At 73.1% G+C, this 22,991-nt stretch carries 18 protein-coding genes; 10 read left to right on the forward strand and 8 right to left on the reverse strand.

Annotated elements, in window-relative coordinates:
* Positions 1 to 252: 252 nt before the first annotated feature.
* Positions 253 to 1,212 (reverse strand): methylmalonyl Co-A mutase-associated GTPase MeaB, encoded by a 960-nt coding sequence (gene meaB, locus IEJ02_RS40135; protein WP_191069303.1) that lies wholly within the window; start codon positions 1,210 to 1,212, stop codon positions 253 to 255.
* Positions 1,213 to 1,340: 128 nt separating this feature from the next.
* Positions 1,341 to 2,519: an acetyl-CoA C-acetyltransferase gene (locus IEJ02_RS40140; protein ID WP_191069338.1), complete on the reverse strand. Its 1,179-nt coding sequence runs from the start codon at positions 2,517 to 2,519 to the stop codon at positions 1,341 to 1,343.
* A gap of 156 nt (positions 2,520 to 2,675) precedes the next feature.
* On the opposite strand from IEJ02_RS40140, the gene mce reads away from it, so the two are divergent.
* The 6 genes from mce (at position 2,676) to IEJ02_RS40170 (ending at position 12,180) form a co-directional block, all read left to right on the forward strand.
* Positions 2,676 to 3,140, forward strand: coding sequence for a methylmalonyl-CoA epimerase (gene mce / locus IEJ02_RS40145; protein WP_191069304.1), 465 nt, complete (start codon positions 2,676 to 2,678; stop codon positions 3,138 to 3,140).
* 247 nt (positions 3,141 to 3,387) lie between these two features.
* Positions 3,388 to 7,416: a polarized growth protein Scy gene (scy, locus tag IEJ02_RS40150; protein ID WP_317986043.1), complete on the forward strand. Its 4,029-nt coding sequence runs from the start codon at positions 3,388 to 3,390 to the stop codon at positions 7,414 to 7,416.
* A 259-nt stretch (positions 7,417 to 7,675) separates the two neighbouring features.
* On the forward strand, positions 7,676 to 8,614 hold the full coding sequence (locus IEJ02_RS40155) for a coiled-coil domain-containing protein (protein ID WP_191069305.1): 939 nt from the start codon (positions 7,676 to 7,678) through the stop codon (positions 8,612 to 8,614).
* Between the two features lie 351 nt (positions 8,615 to 8,965).
* Positions 8,966 to 9,895: a hypothetical protein gene (locus IEJ02_RS40160; RefSeq protein WP_191069306.1), complete on the forward strand. Its 930-nt coding sequence runs from the start codon at positions 8,966 to 8,968 to the stop codon at positions 9,893 to 9,895.
* Between the two features lie 81 nt (positions 9,896 to 9,976).
* Positions 9,977 to 11,251: an ABC transporter ATP-binding protein gene (locus tag IEJ02_RS40165; RefSeq protein WP_191069307.1), complete on the forward strand. Its 1,275-nt coding sequence runs from the start codon at positions 9,977 to 9,979 to the stop codon at positions 11,249 to 11,251.
* A complete protein-coding gene (locus tag IEJ02_RS40170; protein WP_191069308.1) occupies positions 11,248 to 12,180 on the forward strand; it encodes an ABC transporter permease in 933 nt (310 codons plus the stop codon). The genes IEJ02_RS40165 and IEJ02_RS40170 overlap by 4 nt, the downstream gene beginning before the upstream one ends.
* A 36-nt stretch (positions 12,181 to 12,216) precedes the next feature.
* Here the strand turns inward: IEJ02_RS40170 and IEJ02_RS40175 are convergent, their stop codons facing one another.
* The gene (locus tag IEJ02_RS40175) at positions 12,217 to 12,534 is read right to left on the reverse strand and encodes an Rv1322 family protein (protein ID WP_191069309.1); all 318 of its coding nucleotides are present in this window, start codon (positions 12,532 to 12,534) and stop codon (positions 12,217 to 12,219) included.
* 208 nt (positions 12,535 to 12,742) lie between these two features.
* Here IEJ02_RS40175 and IEJ02_RS40180 point away from each other — a divergent pair, with 208 nt between their 5' ends.
* Complete coding sequence (locus IEJ02_RS40180) at positions 12,743 to 13,783, forward strand: LLM class flavin-dependent oxidoreductase (RefSeq protein ID WP_137979597.1); 1,041 nt, start codon at positions 12,743 to 12,745, stop codon at positions 13,781 to 13,783.
* 37 nt (positions 13,784 to 13,820) lie between these two features.
* Here IEJ02_RS40180 and IEJ02_RS40185 read toward each other — a convergent pair whose 3' ends face one another.
* Positions 13,821 to 14,213: an SCO5389 family protein gene (locus tag IEJ02_RS40185; RefSeq protein ID WP_191069310.1), complete on the reverse strand. Its 393-nt coding sequence runs from the start codon at positions 14,211 to 14,213 to the stop codon at positions 13,821 to 13,823.
* A 211-nt stretch (positions 14,214 to 14,424) separates the two neighbouring features.
* Here IEJ02_RS40185 and nucS point away from each other — a divergent pair, with 211 nt between their 5' ends.
* The gene (gene nucS / locus IEJ02_RS40190; RefSeq protein WP_174890204.1) at positions 14,425 to 15,087 is read left to right on the forward strand and encodes an endonuclease NucS; all 663 of its coding nucleotides are present in this window, start codon (positions 14,425 to 14,427) and stop codon (positions 15,085 to 15,087) included.
* Positions 15,088 to 16,287: 1,200 nt separating this feature from the next.
* Here the strand turns inward: nucS and IEJ02_RS40195 are convergent.
* The 4 genes from IEJ02_RS40195 to IEJ02_RS40210 all read right to left on the reverse strand — a co-directional run bounded on the left by IEJ02_RS40195 (position 16,288) and on the right by IEJ02_RS40210 (position 21,281).
* Complete coding sequence (locus tag IEJ02_RS40195) at positions 16,288 to 18,822, reverse strand: ATP-binding protein (protein WP_223865244.1); 2,535 nt, start codon at positions 18,820 to 18,822, stop codon at positions 16,288 to 16,290.
* A gap of 407 nt (positions 18,823 to 19,229) precedes the next feature.
* Positions 19,230 to 19,553 carry an STAS domain-containing protein gene (locus tag IEJ02_RS40200; RefSeq protein WP_191069312.1) on the reverse strand — a complete coding sequence of 108 codons (324 nt, stop codon included), beginning with the start codon at positions 19,551 to 19,553 and terminating at the stop codon, positions 19,230 to 19,232.
* A gap of 155 nt (positions 19,554 to 19,708) precedes the next feature.
* Positions 19,709 to 20,557: a 3-hydroxyacyl-CoA dehydrogenase family protein gene (locus tag IEJ02_RS40205; protein ID WP_191069313.1), complete on the reverse strand. Its 849-nt coding sequence runs from the start codon at positions 20,555 to 20,557 to the stop codon at positions 19,709 to 19,711.
* 82 nt (positions 20,558 to 20,639) lie between these two features.
* Positions 20,640 to 21,281, reverse strand: a complete 642-nt coding sequence (locus IEJ02_RS40210) for a TetR/AcrR family transcriptional regulator (protein ID WP_137979593.1) — start codon at positions 21,279 to 21,281, stop codon at positions 20,640 to 20,642.
* Positions 21,282 to 21,361: 80 nt separating this feature from the next.
* On the opposite strand from IEJ02_RS40210, the gene IEJ02_RS40215 reads away from it, so the two are divergent.
* Both IEJ02_RS40215 and IEJ02_RS40220 read left to right on the forward strand, forming a co-directional pair.
* Positions 21,362 to 22,144 (forward strand): ABC transporter ATP-binding protein, encoded by a 783-nt coding sequence (locus IEJ02_RS40215; protein WP_137979592.1) that lies wholly within the window; start codon positions 21,362 to 21,364, stop codon positions 22,142 to 22,144.
* 90 nt (positions 22,145 to 22,234) lie between these two features.
* Complete coding sequence (locus IEJ02_RS40220; RefSeq protein ID WP_137979591.1) at positions 22,235 to 22,990, forward strand: ABC transporter permease; 756 nt, start codon at positions 22,235 to 22,237, stop codon at positions 22,988 to 22,990.
* Position 22,991 lies beyond the last annotated feature (1 nt).

Consider the following 22,991-nt stretch of genomic DNA (forward strand, 5'->3'; position numbering starts at 1 on the left):
CCCGATGAACCTTCCCGGTCAGAGCACTAGGGAGAGCCGCCGACGAGGCGGGAGGGGACGGGGTCGGAGGGGCGGGGTCCTGGACGCTCGGGGTTCCCCATGCCGAAGGCCAGGGGCGTATTTGTGGCGCCAATCACCGGTCAACCCAACGCTCTACGGCCGTCGTCGCCGTAAATATACGGTCCAGGGCCTCGCCCCGGAGGCCCCGGCCCCGCACCCGAAACGCACCCTCGGCGCACCCGAACGCATGCGCTAGCTTTGCTCCGTCACCCCCGCCACCAGCTCATCCGCCGCCGCGTACGGATCCAGCTCGCCCGCGACGACCCGCTCCGCGAGCGCCCCCAACCGCCGGTCCCCGTGCAGATCGCCGATCCGCTCCCGCAGCGCCGTCACCGCGATCGTCTCGACCTCGCCCGCCGCCCGCCGCATCCGGCGCTCCGCCAGCACCCCGTGCTCCTCCATCCACGCACGGTGCTTCTCCAGCGCCTCGACGACCTCCTCGATCCCCTCCCCGCGCGCCGCCACCGTCTTCACGATCGGCGGCCGCCAGTCACCGGGCGACCGGGCCTCGCCCAGGCCCAGCATGTGGTTGAGCTCGCGGGCCGTGGCATCGGCGCCCTCCCGGTCGGCCTTGTTGACCACGTACACATCGCCGATCTCCAGGATCCCGGCCTTGGCCGCCTGGATCCCGTCGCCCATCCCCGGCGCGAGCAGCAGCACGCTGGTGTCGGCCTGGGCGGCGATCTCGACCTCGGACTGGCCGACGCCCACTGTCTCCACCAGGATCACCTCGCAACCGGCCGCGTCCAGCACCCGGATGGCCTGCGGGGCGGCCCAGGCGAGCCCGCCGAGGTGGCCGCGGGTGGCCATGGAGCGGATGTAGACGCCGGGGTCGGAGGCGTGCTCCGACATCCGTACCCGGTCGCCGAGGAGCGCCCCGCCGGAGAACGGCGAGGAGGGGTCCACGGCGAGCACCCCCACCCGCTTGCCCGCGCGCCGGTAGGCGGAGACGAGCGCGGAGGTCGACGTGGACTTGCCGACCCCCGGCGAGCCGGTCACCCCGACCACATACGCGCCCCCGGCCAGCGGAGCGAGCGCGGCCATCACCTCGCGCAGCTGCGGCGAGGCGCCCTCGACCAGCGAGATCAGCCGGGCGACCGCACGCGGCCGCCCCTGCCGCGCCTGCTCCACCAGCGTGGGCACATCAGCCATGGGTGCCGTACTCCTTATCGTCCTTATCGCTATCGCTCGAGATCGCTATCGCTCGAGCGCAATCGCTTGATCACAACGGAAACCGAACGTCCCGCGCGGGGACGCGGAGACCCGGACACGGGGACCGCCTACTCCCCCGCCGGCACCCGCAGGATCAGCGCATCCCCCTGCCCGCCCCCACCGCACAGCGCCGCCGCCCCGGTGCCGCCGCCACGCCGCCGCAGCTCCAGCGCCAGATGCAGCGCGATGCGCGCGCCGGACATCCCGATGGGGTGGCCGAGGGCGATCGCGCCCCCGTTCACGTTCACCTTTTCGGGGGAGACGCCCAGGTCCTTCATTGACTGCACGGCGACCGCGGCGAACGCCTCGTTGATCTCGATGAGATCGAGGTCGTCCACCGTCAGCCCGTCCTTGCCCAGGGCGTGCGCGATCGCATTGGACGGCTGCGACTGGAGGGAGTTGTCGGGTCCCGCCACATTTCCGTGGGCGCCGATCTCGGCGATCCACTCCAGCCCGAGCTCCTCGGCCTTGGCCTTGCTCATCACGACGACCGCGGCGGCACCGTCCGAGATCTGCGACGACGTGCCCGCGGTGATCGTCCCGTCCTTGGTGAACGCGGGCTTCAGCCGGGCCAGCAGCTCCGCGGTGGTCTCGCCGCGGATGCCCTCGTCCTTGTCGAAGACCACCGGCTCGCCCTTGCGCTGCGGGATCTCCACGGGGGTGATCTCGGCGTCGAAGAGGCCGTTCTTCTGCGCGGCGGCGGCCCGCTGGTGGGACTGGGCCGCGAACGCGTCCTGCTCGGGGCGCTGGATGCCCAGCCGGGTGTTGTGCCTCTCGGTGGACTCGCCCATGGCGATGTGCTCGAAGGCGTCCGTCAGCCCGTCGTACGCCATCGCGTCGAGCATCTCGACCGCGCCGTACTTGTACCCCTCACGGGACTTGGGCAACAGATGGGGGGCGTTGGTCATGGACTCCTGGCCGCCCGCGACCACGATGTCGAACTCACCGGCGCGGATCAGCTGGTCGGCCAGGGCGATCGCGTCAAGACCGGAGAGGCAGACCTTGTTGATCGTGAGGGCGGGCACGCTCATCGGGATACCGGCCTTGACCGCCGCCTGACGGGCGGGGATCTGCCCGGCGCCCGCCTGGAGCACCTGTCCCATGATCACGTACTGCACCTGCTCGGCACCGACCCCGGCCCGCTCCAGCGCGGCCTTGATCGCGATCCCGCCCAGGTCGGCACCGGAGAACGAGCGCAGACTGCCGAGCAGTCGCCCCATGGGCGTGCGCGCGCCCGCCACCATCACAGAGGTCGTACGAGTCATTGGTGCGTCCCTTCACGAGGAGAAGGAAGTTAACGAGGGTTATCGTCAATGTACTGACGAGTACCCGCGCGGTCACCGGCCCATCGGTGTGATCGCGCGCACGTTGCGTAACCGACCGTACGGCGGTGCACTGTTCCCATGCTGACGAGAATCGACCACATCGGGATCGCCTGTTTCGACCTCGACAAGACCGTCGAGTTCTACCGTGCCACGTACGGCTTCGAGGTGTTCCACTCCGAGATCAACGAGGAGCAGGGCGTCCGCGAGGCCATGCTCAAGATCAATGAGACCTCCGACGGCGGGGCCTCCTACCTGCAGCTTCTGGAGCCGATCCGGGAGGACTCCGCGGTCGGCAAGTGGATGGCCAAGAACGGTGAGGGCGTCCACCACATCGCCTTCGGCACCGCCGACGTCGACACCGACTCCGAGGCCATCCGCGACAAGGGCGTCCGGGTCCTCTACGAGCAGCCCCGCCGCGGCTCGATGGACTCCCGGATCACCTTCCTCCACCCCAAGGACTGTCACGGTGTGCTGACCGAGCTCGTCACCGCCGCGAACCCCGCCGCGCACCAGGCCGCGCACCAGACCGAAGAGGATCACTGAAGCGGACCACTGACCTACCCCTTCCCCGGCCGGTAGAGTGCTGCATCGGCCGGGGTACGGAAACGGAGAGGGTTCGGGGTCCGGCCCGGGCTTCGCCGATGATCTGACACCATTTCTTCGGAAGGGCCAGCTCCGGTCCGACCCGGCACGCACCTCGCCTGGTCGGTACCGCAAGGGAAACCGTCGAGGGCCCCCGGGGCACCGCAAGGGACCACGGGAGCCTGGAGGGTTACGGAGCCGGCCGCCAATGCGACCAGGGGACGGATGGGACCGCGCAGTGCGGGGCTACGACCGCTACGAGCCTGACGATCAGCTCTCGAAGTTCGAGGCCGAGATGGAGCGGCTGAAGACCGAGCGGGAGAAGGCCGTCCAGCACGCCGACGACCTCGGCTACCAAGTCGAGGTGCTGCGCGCCAAGCTGCATGAGGCGCGCCGTAATCTGGCGGCCCGCCCCGCCTACGACAGCGCCAACATCGGCTACCAGGCTGAGCAGTTGCTGCGGGACGCGCAGCTCCAGGCGGACCAGCTGCGCGCCAACGCCGAGCGGGAGCTGCGCGAGGCCCGGGCCCAGACCCAGCGGCTGCTCCAGGAGCAGGCCGAGCGGCAGTCCCGGCTCGAGGCCGAGCTGCACGCCGAGGCCGTGGCCCGGCGCCAGCGGCTGGACCAGGAGCTGGCCGAGCGCCGCGCCACCGTCGAGTCGCACGTCAACGAGAACGTGGCCTGGGCCGAGCAGCTGCGGGCCCGTACCGAGGCGCAGGCCCGCCGGCTGATGGACGAGTCCCGGGCGGAGGCCGAGCAGGCCCTGGCCGAGGCCCGCGCCGAGGCCCAGCGGATGACCGAACAGGCGCGCCAGCGGCTGGGGTCGGAGGCGGAGGCCGCGCGCGCCGAGGCCGAGGCGATCCTGCGCCGGGCCCGCGCCGACGCCGAGCGGCTGCTGGCCAACGCGGGCGCCCAGGCCCAGGAGGCCGCCGACCACGCCGAGCAGCTGCGCACCTCCACCGCCAGCGAGGCGGACCAGGCCCGCCGTGCCGCGGCCGAGCAGACCCGCGCCGCCGAGCAGCGGATGCAGGAGGCCGAGCAGGCGCTGCGCGAGGCGCGCAGCGAGGCCGAGAAGGTGGTCAACGAGGCCAGGGACGCCGCGGCCAAGCGGCTCTCGGCCGCCGAGTCGGACAACGAGCAGCGCACCCGTACCGCCAAGGCGGAGGTCGCCCGGCTGGTCGGCGAGGCCACCAAGGAGGCCGAGCGGCTGCGGGCCGAGGCCGAGCAGCTGCGGGACGACGCCCGCGCCGAGGCCGAGCGGATGATCGCCGAGGCGAGCGACGACGCCCGGGCCAGGGCCGCCGAGGACTCCGCGGCCCAGCTGGCCAAGGCGGCCCGGAGCGCCGAGGAGGTGCTGACCCGCGCCTCGGAGAAGGCACAGGCCACCACCAAGGCGGCCACCGACGAGGCGGAGCGGATCCGGCGCGAGGCCGAGGAAGAGGCCGACCGGCTGCGGGCCGAGGCCCATGAAACCGCCGAGCAGCTCAAGGGCTCGGCGAAGGACGACACCAAGGAGTACCGCGCCAAGACCGTCGAGCTGCAGGAGGAGGCCCGCCGGCTGCGCGGCGAGGCCGAGCAGCTGAAGTCGGAGGCGGCCGCCGAGGGCGAACGGGTCCGCGCCGAGGCGCGCCGTGAGGCGGTCCAGCAGATCGAGGAGGCGGCCAGCACCGCCGAGGACCTGCTGACCAAGGCGAAGGCCGACGCCGAGGAGACCCGCTCCGGTGCCACCGCCGAGAGCGAGCGGGTGCGCACCGAGGCCATCGAGCGGGCCAACGCGCTGCGCCGACAGGCCGATGAGCTGCTGAAGCGGGCCCGCGGCGAGGCCGAGGAGCTGGTGAACTCGGCCGAGGAGCAGGCCGAGCGGGTCAAGTCGGAGGCGGCCACCGCGGCCGAGGAGCTGCGCGAGGAGGCCGAGCGGGCCGCCGAGGACCGCCGCGCCGAGGCCGAGAGCGAGCTGAACCGGCTGCACCAGGAGGCCGAGCAGCGGCTCTCCTCCGCCGACCAGGCGCTGCGGGACGCCCGCGAAGAGGCCGAGCGGCTGCGCAGGGAGACCGCCGAGGAGATCGAGCGGCAGCGCACCGAGTCCGCCGAGCGGCTGAACGGCTTGCGTCAGCAGGCCGAGGACGAGGCCGCCCGGCTGCGCGACGAGGCCGCGGCGGACGCGTCGAACGCGCGCGCCGAGGGCGAGGCGGTGGCCGTACGGCTGCGCGGCGAGGCCGCCGCGGAGGCCGAGCGGCTGCGCTCGGAGGCCCAGGAGACGGCCGACCGGGTGCGCGCGGAGGCGGCGAGCGCCGCCGAGCGGATCGGCACCGAGGCCGCGGAGGCCCTGGCCGCCGCCCAGGAGGAGGCGGCCCGCCGTCGCCGCGAGGCCGAGGAGCTGCTCGCCGACGCCCGTGAGGAGGCACAGGCGGAGCGTACGGCGGCGCGGGAGCAGAGCGAGGAGCTGCTGGCCGCCGCCCGGAACCGGGTCTCCGAGGCGCAGGCCGAGGCGCAGCGGCTGGTCGAGGAGGCCGAGCGGCGCTCGGCCGACCTGGTGGCCGCCGCCGAGCAGACCGCCCAGCAGGTGCGGGACTCGGTCGCCGGGCTGCACGAGCAGGCCGAGCAGGAGATCACCGCGCTGCGCGGCGCCGCCGAGCACGCCGCCCAGCGGGTGCGCGACGAGGCGCAGGCCGAGGCCGACCGGGTGCGCGCGGACGCCTACGCGGAGCGGGAGCGCGCCTCGCAGGACGCCACCCGGGTGCGGCGGGAGGCCACGGAGGAGTCCGAGGCCGCCAAGTCGCTCGCGGAGCGCACGGTCGCGGAGGCGATCGCCGAGTCGGAGCGGCTGACCGAGCAGGCCCGCGAGGAGGCGGCCAGGCGCCGCGCCGACGCCGCCGAGCAGGCGGACCGCCTGGTCAGCGAGGCCACCCACGAGGCCGAGCGGCTGCGCGCCGAGGCCAACGAGACGCTCGACGAGGCGCGGCGCTCGGCCAACAAGACCCGTGCCGAGGCCGCCGAGCAGGCCGATACGCTCATCAGCGGCGCCACCGAGGAGGCCCAGCGGCTGGTCTCGGAGGCCACCACACGGGCGCAGGCGCTGCGTACGGAGGCGTCCGACGCGCGGGCGACCGCGGAGCAGGACGCGGCCCGCACCCGGGCCCAGGCCCGCGGCGACGCCAACAACATCCGCTCGGAGGCGGCCGAGCAGGCGGACCGCCTGGTCACCGAGGCCCGGAACGAGGCCGACCGGCTGCGCGCGGAGGCGAGCAGCGAGGCGGAGCGGCTGCGCGGCGAGGCCGCGGAGACCGTCGGTTCGGCACAGCAGCACGCGGCGCGCATCCGCGCCGAGGCCGAGCGGGTCGAGACCGCGGCGGCGGCCGAGGCGGAGCGGATCCGCAACGAGGCGCAGGCCGAGGCGGACCGGCTGATCGACCGGGCGCGCGAGGACGCCAACAAGCGGCGTTCGGACGCCGCCGAGCAGGCCGACCGGCTGATCAGCGAGTCCTCGGCGGAGGCCGAGCGGCTCACCTCCGAGGCGCAGGAGGCCGCGCTGCGCACGGCGACCGCGGCCGAGGAGCAGGCGGACACCATGGTGGGCGTGGCCCGCCGGGAGGCGGACCGGCTGGTCTCCGAGGCCACGGCCGAGTCCAACGCCATGGTGGAGAAGGCCCGCACGGACTCCGACACCATGCTGAGCGAGGCCCGGGGCGACGCCACGGCCATCCGGGAGCGCGCCGAGGAGCTGCGCGCCCGTACCGAGGCCGAGGTCGAGGAGTTGCACCAGCGGGCCCGCCGGGAGTCCGCGGAGCAGATGAAGGCCACCGGCGAGCGGGTCGACAAGCTGGTCGCGGCGGCCACCGCGCAGCTGATGAAGGCCGAGGAGAAGGCCAAGTCGCTGGTCGCGGAGGCGGAGAGCGAAGCGAGCCGGGTGCGGATCGCGGCGGTGAAGAAGGCCGAAGGCCTGCTGAAGGAGGCCGAGCAGAAGAAGACCGAGGCCGAGCGGGAGGCGGACCGGCTCCGGACCCAGGCCACGGACGAGGCACAGCAGATCGTGGACGAGGGCAAGCGCGAGCTGGAGTTGCTCAAGCGCCGCCGCGAGGACATCAACGCGGAGATCTCCCGTGTCCAGGACGTCCTCGAGGCGTTGGAATCCTTCGAGACCCCCGCGTCGGGTGGCGCGGGCGGCAAGGAGAACGGCCAAGTCAAGACAGCGGCGGGTGCGGGTGCGACGAGGAGTGGAAAGCGGTCGGAGGGGTAACCGTATCCGGGGGGACGAGTCTCAGCTGTGCCTATCGAGGTTGCGCTTAAGTCTCGCGTCGGTTTCGCGTAAGTCTCGCGTCAGGCTGCGTCCATCACGGCATGTCCGTATCATCCCGACGAGTGACGAGGTCTCCGTCTTACTGCCACTCAAAAGGCTGGACATTCTGCAGATCAAACAGACGTTGACTCGATGACACGCCGTTCGGCCCCCTAGGATTCCCTCTATCACCTCACCGGTCTCTTTCGACAGGAACCCCATGAGCGACACTTCCTCCCCCTTCGGCTTCGAGCTCGTGCGGCGTGGGTACGACCGCGGTCAGGTGGACGACCGCATTTCCAAGCTCGTCGCCGATCGTGACAGTGCACTGGCCCGTATCACCTCTCTGGAAAAGCGCATCGAGGAGCTGCACCTCGAGACGCAGAACGCTCAGGCCCAGATCAACGATTCGGAGCCGTCCTACGCGGGGCTCGGCGCCCGGGTCGAGAAGATCCTCCGTCTCGCCGAGGAAGAGGCGAAGGATCTGCGCGAGGAGGCTCGCCGCGCCGCCGAACAGCACCGTGAGCTGGCCGAGTCGGCGGCCCAGCAGGTCCGCAACGACGCCGAGTCGTTCGCCGCCGAGCGCAAGGCCAAGGCCGAGGACGAGGGCGCGCGGATCGTCGAGAAGGCGAAGGGCGAGGCGGCCACGCTGCGCCAGGAGGCGCAGAAGGACGCCCAGTCCAAGCGCGAGGAGGCGGACTCCCTCTTCGAGGAGACCCGCGCCAAGGCCGCGCAGGCCGCCGCCGACTTCGAGACCAACCTCGCCAAGCGCCGCGAGCAGTCCGAGCGCGACCTGGCCTCGCGTCAGGCCAAGGCCGAGAAGCGGCTCGCGGAGATCGAGCACCGCGCCGAGCAGCTGCGCCTGGAGGCCGAGAAGCTGCGCACCGACGCCGAGCGCCGCGCCCGCCAGACGGTGGAGACCGCCCAGCGCCAGGCCGAGGACATCGTGGCCGACGCCAACGCCAAGGCGGACCGCATCCGCAGCGAATCCGAGCGCGAGCTCGCGGCCCTCACCAACCGCCGCGACAGCATCAACGCCCAGCTGACCAACGTCCGCGAGATGCTGGCCACGCTGACCGGCGCGGCGGTGGCCGCGGCCGGTGCCCCGGGCGAGGACGAGGCGGTCAACCGCGGCGTCCCGGCCCAGCAGTCCCGGTGACCCTGGGTCACCCCGAAGCGCCCGATGCCCCGCGCCGCCCAAGCGGCGCGGGGCACGCGCATATAACCCAGCCGCTCCGGCGATTGAGGAGCAGGGGCCCGAGGGCAGAGCCCCCGCACAGCCCCGGACGGGGCACCGGCAAACCCAGCCCCTCCGGCGATGGCAAACCCAGCCCCTCCGGCGATTGAGGAGCGGGGACCCGGGGGCGGAGCCCCCGGACGGGCCCGGGCGGGGCACCGGCAAAACCAGCCCCTCCGGCGATTGAGGAGCGGGGGTCCGGGGGCGGAGCCCTCGGCGGGGCCGGGCGGGGCCCGGTTTTGGGGAGGGGCGGGGTGGGGCAAGCAACCCCCCGTGACCGACCGCACCCTCAAAACCCTCGGCTTCGCCGACGTCCCCGCCCAACAACCCCTCACCTACCCCGGCCGCCCCATCACCCACCCCACCCTCCTCACCACCGGCGAGCTCTGGGACCTCACCCCCACCCCAGACCGCCTGGGCACCTGGACGGTCACGGTCAACCCACGCCCCGGCAGCAACAAAGCGCCCCAAGAGCCGCTGGACGCCGTCCTCACCCGCCTCGGCCACCCCCCAACCCCCCACCGCCACCCCGTCATCGCCGTCGGCTCCAACGCCTCCCCCGCCCAGCTCCACCACAAGCTGTCCCGCCCCGGCCACCCGGCCACCGTCCCCATGGTCCCGGTCGACGTGCACGGCATCGCGGTCGGCTGCTCGGCCCACATCGGCCGGTACGGCTACGTGGCCTCCGCCCCGTACACGGCGCCCGGCGCCCGCACCCCGCTCGTCATCAGCTGGCTGGACGCCGACCAGCTCGCGGCCGTCGACGCCACCGAGTACCCCAACTACCGCCGCGTCCTGCTGCCCGGCAGCCAGTACCCGATGGTCATGCCGTCCGGCGAACGGCTCGGCGGCGCGTACCTCTACGTCGGCGAGCGCGGAGTACTGATGTCCCCGGACGGCACCGAGCGCCCCCTCCCCGGCGGCGGCGACCAGAGCGCCCTGCTCACCCGCCTGCTCGCCGGCTCGCCACGGCTGCGCGCACTCCTCGGCCCGGACCCCCGCGCCTGGGTCACCCGCGCGGGCGCCGACCCCGCCGTACGCACGACCGGCACCCGGATCTTCCAGGAGGAGGGCTGGGCGCTGCCGCAGCCCGACCTCCTCCGCTGCCCGGAGGACGGGCAGCACGGCGGACCTGGCGGGCCTGGCGGACCTGGCGGGCCCGGCGGCCCCAAGAGTTACGATGCGCTCTCATCTCCCGAGTAACGGGAACCGTCAACACGCCGTTATCCTCCTAACCCTCATCGGGGGCGAGCACGCCCGACCCATGCTCATGAGGGGCGGAGAATGATCGAGGCAGTCGGCCTCACGAAGCGCTACGGCGCCAAGACGGCCGTGTACAACCTGTCCTTCCAGGTGAGGCCCGGCGCCGTCACCGGCTTTCTCGGACCCAACGGGTCGGGTAAGTCCACCACCATGCGGATGATCCTGGGCCTCGACGAGCCCACCGCCGGCCATGTCACGGTCGGCGGCTACCCGTTCCGCAAGCTGCCCAACGCCCCCCGCCAGGTGGGCGCGCTGCTCGACGCCAAGGCGGTGCACGGCGGCCGCAGCGCCCGCCAGCACCTGCTCTGCCTGGCCCAGCTGTCCGGCATCCCGGCCCGCCGGGTGGACGAGGTGCTGGGCGTGGTGGGGCTCCAGAACGTGGCGCGCAAGCGCTCCAAGGGCTTCTCTCTCGGCATGGGCCAGCGCCTGGGCATCGCGGCCGCCCTCCTCGGCGACCCGCAGGTGCTGCTCTTCGACGAGCCGGTCAACGGCCTGGACCCCGAGGGCATCCTCTGGGTCCGCAACTTCATGAAGCAGCTGGCCTCCGAGGGCCGCACCGTCTTCGTCTCCAGCCATCTGATGAGCGAGATGGCGCTCACCGCCGACCATCTGATCGTGATCGGGCGCGGGCAGCTGCTCGCCGATATGAGCGTCAAGGACTTCATCTCCTACAACTCCGCGGACTTCGCGCGCGTCCGCACCCCCGAGGGCGACCCGGGGCAGCGCGAGAAGCTGACCGCCGCGCTGAGCGAGGCGGGTGGCCAGGTGCTGCCGGAGCAGGACGGCGCGCTGCGGGTGACCGGGCTGCCGCTGCCGCGCATCAGCGATCTGGCGCACCAGGCGGACGTACGGCTGTGGGAGCTCTCCCCGCACCAGGCGTCGCTGGAAGAGGCGTACATGCGGATGACGCAGGGCGCGGTGGACTACCGCTCGACCATCGACGAGCGCGCCGCCCTGCAGCAGCAGATGCCGGGCGCGGTGCCGCAGGGCGGGCCGTACGGCTACGCGCCGGGCGCTCCGGGACAGCAGGTGGGCTTCCCGCCGGGGACCGTACTCCCGGGGTATGCCGAACCCCCGGCCCCGCCGCAGCAGCACGCCCCGGGCGCCCCGCACACCCCGGGCGCCCCGATGCCCGCCGCACCGGCGGCACCGTCCGCCGCCCCCGCGATGCCGCCCACCGCTCCCCCGGCCAGTCCCGCGGCCCCCGCGGCCCCCGCGGCTCCCCCGGCTCAGCCGCCCGCGGCGCCGTCCGCCCCCGCCGATCTGCCCAAGAGCGACACCGAGGACGCCCGATGACGACCCCGCACCAGCAGCAGTACCAGGCGCCCGTCCCCCCGCAGGGTCCTCCGCAGGGTCCCCCGCACATGCCGCCGCAGGCGGCCCCGCACCAGCCGGTGCCCTCCGGGCCTCCGTCGCAGCCGTACGCCGGTGTCGGCCCGTACACCTCGCCGATCCCGGTCCGCCAGACCCACCTCGGCAACGCCCTCGCCTCCGAGTGGACCAAGATCAAGTCGGTGCGCTCCACGATCTGGACGCTGAGCGTGATGGTCGCGCTGGTGGCCGGAATCGGCCTCCTGGTGGCGGCGAGCACCAGCGACAACGACTACCGGACCGTCCCCACCACCCTCCCCGGATTCTTCGGCACCCTGCTCGGTCAGCTGTGCATCGTCACCCTCGGGGTGCTCGTGATCACCTCCGAGTACGGCACCGGGATGATCCGGACCACCCTCACCGCCTCCCCGCAGCGCTCCCGGGTGCTCACCGCCAAGGCGCTGGTGTTCTTCACCCTCTCGTTCACCACCACGACCCTGGCGCTCGCGCTGGTCGCCTTCGCCAGCACCGAGATGCACAGCGGGCCGGGCGTCCAGGAGCCGTCGAGCGACCAGCTCCTGGGCGCGACGGTGGGCGCGGGGCTGTATGTGTCGTTGCTGGGGCTGCTCTCGCTGGCCGTCGGCAGCATGCTGCGGCACTCCGCGGGCGCGATCACCACGATGCTCGGTGTGGTGCTGCTGCCGTCCATCCTCCCCGCGTTCCTGATGATGTCGGACAGCCTCCGCGATCTGGGAGTGAAGATGCAGGAGTACTCCTCGCCCCAGGCGCTGGCCTCCCTCTTCCGGATCGACGAGAGCCTGAACAGCGGCTGGCCCCAGCTGGGGGCGCTGGCCGGGATCACGGCGGGGGCGATGATCGCCGCCTATGTGCTGCTGGAGAAGCGCGACGTATAGAGCCCGGAGGGCTTACGGGGTCCGCAGTGGCCTGAGTCAATATCGCGGCGCGTTACGGGACCGCTGGAGCTTCGCGCTCCGGCGGTCCCGCGCGTTCCAGCACGCCTTGTGCCAGTGGCGCCGGTCGTCCACGCCCATGTGCTGCTGCCAGGCGACCACATGCGCCACCCCCGGCGGAATCTCCTGGTCGCAGCCCGGGCAGCGGTAGTGCTTGGTGGCCGCCCCGCCGCCGATCTGCCGGACCACCCACTCCTCGCCCTGCCAGGTCTCCATGCGGTCGAGGCCATAACGGCCCGTGCTCTCGTGGCCGACAGGCTTGTCGCCGCCTCGCGGGCGGTTTCGGCGTGGAGACACGGGGCACCTCGACAGAGCTGGAGCTAACGGGCTGTGACCAGCGTACGCGCTACGGTCACCCTCCGGGAAAGCCGTCGTCCACACCCACCCTCTGATCATCATGAAAACTTCATGCTTGGCCGTGCCCTTGGCACGTGTCAGGCGTTAATGCCTACAAGGGGGGATGCCCGCGCCGGCACATCAGCCGCGACAAGGAGGCAGGTTCACGATGGATGTGGGGGCTTTCATCCTGGCCGCTCAATTCCCGGGCCAGGGACAGGAGGAGGCGCTGCACCGGGCGGTGCGGTCGGCCCAGCTCTCCGAGGAGACCGGGCTGGACGCGGTCTGGGTCGCCGAGCACCACTTCGTTCCGTACGGCGTCTGCCCGTCCGCGGTCACCCTCGCCGCCCTGCTGCTGGGACGTACCCGCCGGATCGGCGTCGGTACGGCGGTGAGCGTACTGCCGACCGCGCATCCCGTCGCGCTGGGTGAGCAGGCGGCACTGCTCCATATCCTCTCCGGTGGCCGGTTCACGCTGGGTGTCGGCCGCGGCGGTCCCTGGGTGGACCTCGAGGTCTTCGGCACGGGTCTGCGCGCGTACGAGCAGGGCTTCCCCGAATCGCTCGATCTGCTGCTGCGCTGGCTGCGCGAGCCCCGGGTGGGGGCGGACGGCGAGCGGTTCGCCTTCCGCGAGGTCGCGGTGGTGCCGCGCTGCGACGACGCCCTCGCCGGGCCGGTGGCGGGCGCCCCGCCGGTGGTCGTCGCCTGCACCTCGCCCACCAGTGTGCGGCTGGCCGCCGAGCGCGGGCTGCCCATGCTGCTCGGCATGCACTGCGGGGACGAGGAGAAGGCCGAGTTGGTCGGCCTGTGGCGGAAGTCCGCGCTGGCGGCGGGCCGTTCACCGGAGCACGTCGAGGCGGTGGCGGCGCGGCATGTCTCGGCCGGGGTGGTGCAGATCGCGGACACCCGTCCCGCGGCGGCCGAGGTCCTGACCAAGGCGATGCCCGGCTGGCTGCGGCAGGGTCTCGAGGCGCATGTGACGGTCGACGGCCGGGAGCGCCGGATGCGCGATCCGGTGGCCTATGCGGAGCTGCTGTGCGAGCTGCATCCGGTGGGCTCGCCGCGGCTGTGCGCCGACCGGCTGGCGGCGACCGCGGAGCGCACCGGCATCCACCGGTTCGCGCTCCTGGTCGAGGGGTCGGGCGATCTGGCGGCCACGGAGGAGAATGTACGACGGCTCGGTGGTGAGGTGCTGCCGCTCCTGCGCTGATACACCTCCCCCTGGGGGAGCGGCAGCGTACGTCCCCTCAGCAGTCGCGGAGTTCGGGTGACTGGTTGAGGAGCTGCCCCCGGACCGAGGTGAAGCGGGCGAGGCGCTCGTCGGCCGAAGCGTCCATCGGGAAGACCGCCACCCGGTGACAGTTCTGGAAGGCCAGCCGCACCCCGAAGTGGCGCTGCAGCGCGCCGCGTATCGCGTCACTGGCGAGTGCGCGGAGCAGTTGACCGCGTGCCTGCTCATCGGGCGGCGGCGTCTGGTTGTCGGCGAACTCCCCGCCGTCCACCCTCAGCTGGGCCACCAGCGAGCTGATCATCTCCCATGCGTACGGTAGGGAGTTCCGGACGCAGTCGACGAAGGCCGCTTCGTCGACCTCGCCTCGCTCGGCCTGTTCGAGCAGGGCCGGTGAGACGTCGAGCGACATGGGTTCTCCTCTCGCGACCCCGCGAGCGGGGTCTCAGGGATGGGAAGGGCAGACGGCGACGCAGCGTACCCGTCCGACGACCGCCCGCTTCAACGGTAATTCGGCCACTGCGCCCGCACCAGGAGAATGGGCACACAACCAGCCATCGCCGAAGGGGTCCATCGGCGGACGAATCGCGTACGGCGGTGGTGGTCGAGTAGCGTTGCCGACCATGCGTCTCGTCATCGCCCGGTGCTCGGTGGACTACGCCGGCCGCCTCACCGCCCACCTCCCCTCGGCACCCCGTCTGATCCTGGTCAAGGCCGACGGCAGTGTGTCCATCCACGCGGACGACAGGGCCTACAAACCCCTCAACTGGATGTCTCCGCCGTGCACGCTGAAGGAAGGCGACGACGATGTGTGGACGGTGGTGAACAAGGCGGGCGAGAAGCTCATCATCACCATGGAGGAGGTCCTCCATGACTCCTCGCACGAACTCGGCGTCGACCCCGGGCTGATCAAGGACGGTGTCGAGGCCCATCTGCAGGAGCTGCTCGCCGATCGTATCGAGACACTTGGCGATGGCTGGACGCTTATTCGGCGTGAATACCCCACCGCCATCGGCCCGGTGGACATTCTCTGCCGTGACGCGGACGGGGCGACGGTCGCCGTGGAGATCAAACGCCGTGGTGAGATCGACGGTGTCGAGCAGCTCACCCGCTATCTCGAACTCCTCAACCGGGACCCGCACCTCGCCCCGGTGAAGGGCGTCTTCGCCGCCCAGGAGATCAAGCCCCAGGCGCGCGTCCTCGCCACGGACCGGGGCATCGGCTGCGTGGTGCTGGACTACGACGGGCTCCGGGGCATCGAGGACGACAAGCTCCGGCTCTTCTGACGCGGGACCCGCTCCGGCGGAGGGAGGCCGGGGCCCGGCGGCCCCGGCCTCCCTCCGTCGTCGTACGGGCTCGCGCCCGCCCCCGGAGCCGGGCCCCTACGGGGTGCTCGGCGGACCACGCGGCGGGCCGTATGGCGTTGCTTTCCCCTCCCCGCCCCTTCCCGCTACCAGGGGCTCCGCCCCTGGACCCCGGCGTCTGAAGCGGAGCCCCACCACACGGCGGAGCCGCATACCGATGCCACGGAAGGGGCGAAGCCCCTCCCCGGGGCCTGGGGCGGAGCCCCTGCCCAGGGCCCGAGGCCAAGCCCCTCCGGCCTGGGGCGGAGCCCCTGCCCAGGGCCTGGGGCCGAACCCCTGCCCAGGGCCTGGGGCGAGCCCCTGCCTGGGGCGAGCCCCTGCCTGGGGCCTGCGGCCAAGCCCTCCGGCCCGGGGCCGAACCCCTGCCCAGGGCCTGGGGCCGAACCCCTGCCCGGGGCCTGGGGCGAGCCCCTGCCCGGGGCCTGCGGCCAAGCCCTCCGGCCCGGGGCCGAACCCCTGCCCCGGGGCCTAGGACGGAGCCCCTGCCCGGGGCCTGCGGCCAAGCCCTCCGGCCTGGGACCGAGCCCCTGCCCCGGGGCCTAGGACGGAGCCCCTGCCCGGGGCCTGCGGCCAAGCCCCTCCGGCCTGGGACCGAACCCCCTGCCCAGGGCCTGCGGCCAAGCCCTCCGGCGCGAGGCCAAACCCCTGCCCGAGGCCTGAGGCGGCGCCCTCCGGCCTGCGGCGGAGCCGCTGCCCGGGGCCCTGGGGCGGAGCCCCTGCCCGGGGCCTGCGGCCAAGCCCTCCGGCGCGAGGCCAAACCCCTGCCCGAGGCCTGAGACCAAGCCCCTGCCCGAGGCCTGAGACCAAGCCCCTGCCCGAGGCCTGAGACCAAGCCCCTGCCCGAGGCCTGAGGCGGAGCCCTCCGGCCTGAGGCGGAGCCGCTGCCCGGGGCCCTGGGGCGGAGCCCCTGCCCGGGGCCTGCGGCCAAGCCCTCCGGCCTGGGGCCGAGCGCCTGCCCGGGGTCTGGGGCGGAGCCCCAGTTTCGGGAAGGGGCGGGGTGGGGAACAGCCCGCCGCAGGCGTCACGATCCGCCGGACGGCCCCCTGAGCCGATCACATCGCGCCACGGAGGCCCAACGCCCCCTGGCGCGATCCGGCGCCCCCGCACCGCCTCCCCGGGTTGCTACGCGAACGGGGTGGCCGTGCTCGACGCCGTGTGAGTCGTGGGGGCGCTCGCGGTGGTGGAGGTGTCCCCCGTGGGGGTCGTGGTCGGGGACGACGTCGTGGGCGTCGGCCTGGTGGGCTCGCCGGTCGGCGTCGTCGGCCTGCTCGTCGGCGGCTTGGTCGTCGGCCGCGGGCCGGAGGTCGTGGGGTGCGAGGACGGCGGCGAGGGCGGCTGCTCGGTGTCCGAGGGCGAGCCGCCGGTGGACGACGGGCCACTGGTCGCCGTGGAGCCGCTGGGCGAGCCGCTGCCGCTGGGCGCGGCCGGGGACGTGGACGCCTTCGGCACCCCGCTGAGGCCCGGCTGGGGGGCCTGGCTGGTGCCGCTCGTGGGCTCGTCGGCGGTCAGGCCCTTGTCGTCGTCCCGCTGACTGGCCGAACGGTCCGGCTTGACCTTGTCGGCCGGGTTGTTGGAGTCGTCGCCCGAGCTGCCGCCTAGGCCCAGGGTCACCACGGTGCCGAGCACGGCCACCAGCAGTACTCCCGCGGCCGCCGCGACCACATTGCGCCGGGTGCCGTGCGTCGCCAGCCGCCGCAGACCGCTCGGCTTGCCGCCCGAGGGCCCGGCGGGGGCGGAGGCGGCGGTAACGGCCGTGGGAGTGGCGGGGGCGGCCACAGAGGTCCGGGAGGCGGACGGGACCACGGCAGTCACTGCCGTGGTCGCCGCCGTCGCCGCTGTGCTGCCTATGGCGGCCATCGGCGTCGTGGTCGCCACCTTAGGAGTGACGATCGTGGTCTCGGTGTCGTTCGGCGCTCCGTCCGGCGCTGCGTCCGCCGCCAGGGGCGCCGCGTCGCCCTTACGGTTCCCACCGCTCGTCCCGAACGCCCCGGCCATCGCCGAGCCGGGCGAGCGGTCGGCGACCAGCGCCAGCGCGCGCCGACCCGCGACCGTGCCCCGCTTGTCCGCGAGGACGCCCCGCAGCCCGATGGACGCCTCCAGCTCGGCGCGGGCCCGGTCCAGATGGCCCGTGCACAGCGCGAGGACGCCCAGCTCGTGGTGGAAGTACGCCTCGTCCGCGACCTGCCCCGCCAGCCGCGCGGCCTCCTGGCCGTGCCGCACCGCACGCTCCCAGGCGCCCCAGTGCAGCGCCGCGGCGAAGGCGGGCCCGGCGGCACGGGCCAGGAGCACGGCGGCGTCGGCGTGGCCCGCCTCGCGGCTGCCGATGAGCGCCGTCATCGCCGCGAGGATCGCGTCGGCCTCGGCGGCGACGCGCTCGGGGGCCACCGAGGGGTGGCCGGCCCACCAGGTGTAGTGCTGGGCGACGGTGTGCGCGCGCCCGGCGCCCTCGTCGGCGTAGCCCTCCTCCGCGAGCTGGGCGGTGACGCGCGCCGCCAGCCGGTAGTGCGATCCGGCCGGGGTGACGAGGCCGCAGCCGAGCAGCTCGCCGAGGGTGGTGTCCGCGTGGGTGTCCCCGGACAGCGCGGGCAGATGGGCCTGGTGCGGGCATTCGCCGCCGAGCGCGACCGCGAACCGCAGCGCGTCGCGGGCCGGCTCGCCCAGCCGGGCGGCGAGCAGCGCGGCGGGGGACGCCGCCTCGGTGATCGAGGGCAGCGGGACCTCGGCCCCCTGTCCGGAGGCGTCGTCGCGCCGGGCGTCCCGCTGCCGCAGCAGCGCGCCCGCCTGGACGAAGCGCAGTGGCAGCCCCTCGGACTCGAACCACAGGTCCGCCGCCCAGCTCGCCTCGTCCTCGTCCAGGGGCCGTCGTGCGGCCCGCTCCAGCAGCTCGAGTCCGGCCGTACGGCTGAGCCCGGAGAGGAAGACCTCCTCCAGGTGGGAGTCGGGGGACGGCGCCGGGACATCGGGGGTGGCGGAGATCAGGAACGCGCATTCGGGGGTCGCGTCGAGGAATTCATCCAGCGCGGCGCCGCCGAACTCGATGTCGTCCAGGACGACGACCGCGCCGATCTCCTGTATCGCCTCCATCAGCTCCGCGCGGTCCGGCCGGTACAGCGGGGCGCTGAAGACGGCGGCGTAGAGGTCGTGGAGGAGGTCGGTGGGGGTGCGGTGGTAGCCGGAGAGGCGTACGACGCCGTCGGGCGCGAGCCGCTCGCAGTCGGAGGCGACGGCCTCCAGCAGGGTGCTGCGCCCGGCGCCGGAGGGCCCGGTGACCCGCACCGAGCGGCCGCGGGCGAGCAGCCGGGCCAGTCGCTCCCGCTCCTCCTCGCGCTCCAGCATCGGCAGCTCGGGCAGAACGGCGCCGGACGGGCGGGGCGCGGCGGCGGCGCGGCGCAGCTCGGCCCGCTCGTCGGGGCCGTGGCGCTCGGGCCGGGCGGGGCGCTCACCGGGCGGGCAGGGTTCTATCTCGCTGCCGTCGACGGGGTTGACGGTGAGCAGGTGGTCACCGGCGACGATGCGCGCGGTGCGGGCCGGGGAGGCGGAAGCGGGCTCGGAGGAGGGAGAAGAAGCGGACGAGGCGGAGGAGGGCGGGGAGGCGGACGCGCCGGGCGCCGGGGCGCCCAGCGGGGGCGTCGGCACGTCCCCCGTCGGCCCCGTCATCCCCGTCGGCCCCGTCATCCCCGTCGGCCCCGTCATCCCCGTCGGCCCCGTCATCCCCGTCGGCCCCGGCGGGGAGGGCGGGCGCGGCGACGAGCCGTCGCCCGGGCCGTCCGCCGCACGCGACGCACCGGAAGCCGCACCCGGCGCGGCCTCGTCGTGGCCGTGCTCCTGCGATCCGCGGTTCTTCGGGTCCACTGTCCTTGCCCCCCAGATGCGTGGCGTGCTGTAAGGCTCCCCGGCCTGCCTTCGCTTCTGGTCCGGTGCCGCCGTAGGGAATGTGTCCGGCGCTCACCGAACCCCGGGCCGTATCAGACGGCCTGGACCTGCTCACAGTATCCACCGCGCCGGAGGGGGCCCACGCCACCCCGGGTAACCCACCGCCCGCGGGCGGGCGGAGTCCCCGCCGCTCAGACGCGCGGCAGGGACTCCGCCTCCAGTCCGCCTTCGATCGCGAGGATGCGGTGCAACCGGGTGGCCACCAGCAGCCGCTGCATCTGGGGCGGCACCCCGCGCAGCACTAGCCGTCTGCCCATCCGGCCCGCCCTGCGGTGCGCGCCCATGATGACCCCGAGCCCGGTGGCGTCCCAGGAGTCCAGTTCGGTCAGGTCGAGGACGAGATCCCCGCCGCCCGCGTCGACGGCGGTGTGCAGGGCCGTACGGGCGTCCGCCGCGCTCCGGACGTCCAGTCGGCCCCCGACGACCAGCTCGGCGTGGTCGCCCTTGATGTGCATATGCGCTCCCCAATACGGTGCGTCGTGTCGTCAATGCGCCATTTCTGTCTACAGAACTGACTGCCCCTCACCCGAGGAAGTTGCCGTCTGTAAGCGAACCGATACCGAATTCACCCAAGCGGGTGAGTTCCGGGCCTGGCGCCGCACCAAGGCCCTCAGTAGCGGTAGAAGCCCTCGCCGCTCTTCCGGCCGATGTCCCCCGCATCGACCATCCGGCGCATGATCTCCGGCGGTGCGAACTTCTCGTCCTGCGACTCGGCGTAGATGTTGTCGGTGGCGTGCAGCAGGATGTCCACGCCGGTCAGGTCGGCCGTCGCGAGGGGTCCCATCGCATGGCCGAAGCCCAGCTTGCAGGCGGTGTCGATGTCCTCGGCCGTGGCGACCCCCGACTCGTACAGCTTCGCCGCCTCCACGACGAGGGCGGAGATCAGCCGGGTGGTGACGAAGCCCGCGACATCGCGGTTGACGACGATACAGGTCTTGCCGACGCCCTCCGCGAACTCCCGTGCCGCGGCCAGGGTTTCATCGCTCGTCTTGTGACCGCGCACCAGCTCGCACAGCCGCATCATCGGCACCGGCGAGAAGAAGTGGGTGCCGACGACCCGCTCCGGGCGCCGGGTGGCCGCCGCGATCTTGGTGATCGGGATGGCCGAGGTGTTCGAGGCCAGGATCGTGTCGTCCTTGACCAGTTCATCGAGGGTACGGAAGATCTCCCGCTTGACCTCGATCTTCTCGAAGACCGCCTCCACCACGACATCCGCGTCGGCGACGGCGTCGAGGTCGGTCGTGGTGGTGATCCGGCCCAGCGCCCGCTCGGCCTCCGCCGCCTCCAGCTTGCCCTTGGAGACGAACTTGTCGTACGAGGCCCGGATGGTGTCCGTGCCGCGCCGCAGCGCCTCGTCGGTCACATCGCGCAGCACCACGTCCCAGCCGGCCTGGGCCGAGACCTGCGCGATACCGGACCCCATGAGTCCGGCTCCGATGACCGCGAGCTTCTTGGCCACGACACACACCCTTTCGTCGACATTCGGTGTGCGTGGACCTTAACGTCCGTTCACCCCTTCGGGCAGCCCCTCGTAGCGCGCGTCACGGTGTGTTCTTCACCGCATAGTTGAGGACCGTGTCGCTCAGAAGCGACTCCATGACGTCGACCTTACGGAGGGCGTCCTCGGCGACGGCGTCCACGCCGCCGCCCTCCGCGAGCCCGCGGATGATCGAGCGCAGCACCGCGTTCTGCAACCCGACGAGCTGGTGGGCGATGAAGTCGGGTCTGGGGTCCTCGGGGTCGGCGGCGGCCTCCTCGCGCAGGGTGATCCCGAGCTGGTGGACCGCCTTCCCCTGGATGGCGAAGAGCCTGGCCATCAGGGTCGGGGACTCCACGATGACCTGCCGGAACCGGTCGTAGCCCTCGCTCAGCCCGACATAGGCGTGCCGTTCGCGGATGTCCTGGCGCAGCTGGTCCATCAGCGCCCGCGCCGCCGACTGCCCGGCCGCGCGCTCCCGTACGAGCCGGGAGGGGCGGTCGACGACCTCCTCCTCGCGGTCGACGAAAAGGTCCTCCTTGGTCGGGAAGTAGTTGTAGACCGTGTTGACGGAGACCTCGGCCGCCTCGGCGATCTCCGCGATCGTGACCGCCTCGAAGCCGCGCGCCATGAACAGCCCGGTCGCGACGTCCGAGATGTGCTGCCTGGTCTGCCGCTTCTTCCGCTCCCTGAGTCCTTCCGCCATGGCCTCATCCTAGCTTCGCTGGTGCTCCTTGATTTTTGGGGTGATTGCAAAATTGGTGGCACTCTGTTTTTCTGGATCCCATGGCAGTCATCACGACGAACGGCCTCACCCACACCTTCCGGACCAAGCGCGGCCCCGTGGCAGCCGTGCGCGGTATCGACCTGACCGTCGAGCGCGGCGAGATCCTGGGCTTCCTCGGGCCCAACGGAGCGGGCAAGACCACCACGCTGCGCATGCTCACCACGCTGCTCCCGCCCACCGGCGGCAGCGCCACCGTCGCCGGGCACGACCTCGCCCGCGATCCGGCCGGGGTGCGCCGGCGGATCGGCTATGTGGCCCAGTCCGGCGGGGTCGATCCCACCGTCTCCGTACGGGAGGAACTGGTCACCCAGGGGCGGCTCTACCGGATGGGCAAGGCCGAGGCGACCGCCCGCGCCGGAGAGCTGGCCCGGGAGCTGGGCCTGGCCGAGTTGCTGGACCGCCCCTGCGCCGCGCTCTCCGGCGGCCAGCGGCGGCGGCTGGACATCGCCCTCGGCCTGGTCCACCGGCCCGAGATCCTCTTCCTGGACGAGCCGACCACCGGGCTCGACCCCGGCAGCCGCGCCGATCTGTGGCAGTTGATCCGCCGGCTGCGCGCCGAGCACGGCATGACGGTCTTCCTGACCACCCACTACCTGGACGAGGCGGAGGCGCTGTCCGACCGGCTGGTCATCGTCGACCAGGGGCTGGTGGCCGCCGAGGGGACGGCGAAGCGGCTCAAGGCCGAGCACGGCGGCGCACCGGACGCCACCCTCCAGGACGCCTTCATCGCCGTCACCGGGCGCGGCACCGCCCCGCGGAATCCCGCCCCGCTCGCCGTCTGACCAGGACACCTACCCCAAGCCCCGGAAGCACCCCAAGCACCGGAAGTCCCCCAAGCCCGGAAGTTCCCCCAGCAGAGGACCCAAGGCCCCATGCCTCATCTCGTCTCCGACACGGCCCTGATATTCGGCCGCTACGCCCGCCAGACGCTGCGCTCCAAACCCGCCCTGATCTTCGGGATGGTCCAGCCGCTGCTCTTCCTCGTCTTCTTCGGCCCGCTGCTCACGGATCTGCCGCTCGGCGGCCGGGCCAGTTCCTGGCAGACCATCGTCCCCGGCATCCTCGTCCAACTCGGCCTGTTCAGCGCCTCGTTCGCCGGGATCGGGCTGATCCTCGAGCGCCGTACGGGCGTCATCGAGCGGATGCGGGTGACCCCGGTCAGCCGGCTGGCGCTGCTCATGGGCCGGGTGCTCAAGGACGTCGTCCAGCTGCTGTGGCAGTCCCTGGCGCTGGTGTGCGTCGCCGTGGCGCTCGGGCTGCGCGCCCCGGTGCTGGGCGTGGCGATCGGCTTCGTCTTCGTCGGCGTGCTGACCATCTCGCTCGCCTCGCTCTCCTACGCGCTGGCGATGCGGGTGTCCTCGCCGCAGGGGTTCGCGCCCGTCATCAACTCCATCACCATGCCCGCGATGCTGCTGTCCGGGATCCTGCTGCCGATGTCGCTCGGGCCGCGCTGGCTCGACGTCGCCTCGCACTTCGTGCCGTTCCGCTATCTCGTGGACGGGGTGCGGGCCGCCTTCGCCGGGGAGTACGGGGACGGGAAGATCGCGCTGGCCGCGCTGGTCGCCACCGCGCTCGCGGCCGTGGCCGTCACCCTCGGGGCACGGCTCTTCCAGCGCGCCGGAGCTTAAG

The sequence above is a fragment of the Streptomyces sp. 5-10 genome (genome assembly GCF_014712245.1).
Taxonomy (GTDB): Bacteria; Actinomycetota; Actinomycetes; order Streptomycetales; family Streptomycetaceae; genus Streptomyces; species Streptomyces violaceusniger.

Excerpts from the sequence above, each read along its gene's own strand:
- IEJ02_RS40195 (WP_223865244.1), bottom strand. The coding sequence starts at position 18,822 with ATGACGGGGCCGACGGGGGACGTGCCGACGCCCCCGCTGGGCGCCCCG.
- IEJ02_RS40170 (WP_191069308.1), top strand. The coding sequence starts at position 11,248 with ATGACGACCCCGCACCAGCAGCAGTACCAGGCGCCCGTCCCCCCGCAG.
- IEJ02_RS40165 (WP_191069307.1), top strand. The coding sequence starts at position 9,977 with ATGATCGAGGCAGTCGGCCTCACGAAGCGCTACGGCGCCAAGACGGCC.
- meaB (WP_191069303.1), bottom strand. The coding sequence starts at position 1,212 with ATGGCTGATGTGCCCACGCTGGTGGAGCAGGCGCGGCAGGGGCGGCCG.
- IEJ02_RS40185 (WP_191069310.1), bottom strand. The coding sequence starts at position 14,213 with ATGTCGCTCGACGTCTCACCGGCCCTGCTCGAACAGGCCGAGCGAGGC.
- IEJ02_RS40155 (WP_191069305.1), top strand. The coding sequence starts at position 7,676 with ATGAGCGACACTTCCTCCCCCTTCGGCTTCGAGCTCGTGCGGCGTGGG.
- IEJ02_RS40200 (WP_191069312.1), bottom strand. The coding sequence starts at position 19,553 with ATGCACATCAAGGGCGACCACGCCGAGCTGGTCGTCGGGGGCCGACTG.
- IEJ02_RS40180 (WP_137979597.1), top strand. The coding sequence starts at position 12,743 with ATGGATGTGGGGGCTTTCATCCTGGCCGCTCAATTCCCGGGCCAGGGA.
- IEJ02_RS40220 (WP_137979591.1), top strand. The coding sequence starts at position 22,235 with ATGCCTCATCTCGTCTCCGACACGGCCCTGATATTCGGCCGCTACGCC.
- mce (WP_191069304.1), top strand. The coding sequence starts at position 2,676 with ATGCTGACGAGAATCGACCACATCGGGATCGCCTGTTTCGACCTCGAC.
- IEJ02_RS40210 (WP_137979593.1), bottom strand. The coding sequence starts at position 21,281 with ATGGCGGAAGGACTCAGGGAGCGGAAGAAGCGGCAGACCAGGCAGCAC.
- nucS (WP_174890204.1), top strand. The coding sequence starts at position 14,425 with ATGCGTCTCGTCATCGCCCGGTGCTCGGTGGACTACGCCGGCCGCCTC.
- IEJ02_RS40215 (WP_137979592.1), top strand. The coding sequence starts at position 21,362 with ATGGCAGTCATCACGACGAACGGCCTCACCCACACCTTCCGGACCAAG.
- scy (WP_317986043.1), top strand. The coding sequence starts at position 3,388 with ATGCGACCAGGGGACGGATGGGACCGCGCAGTGCGGGGCTACGACCGC.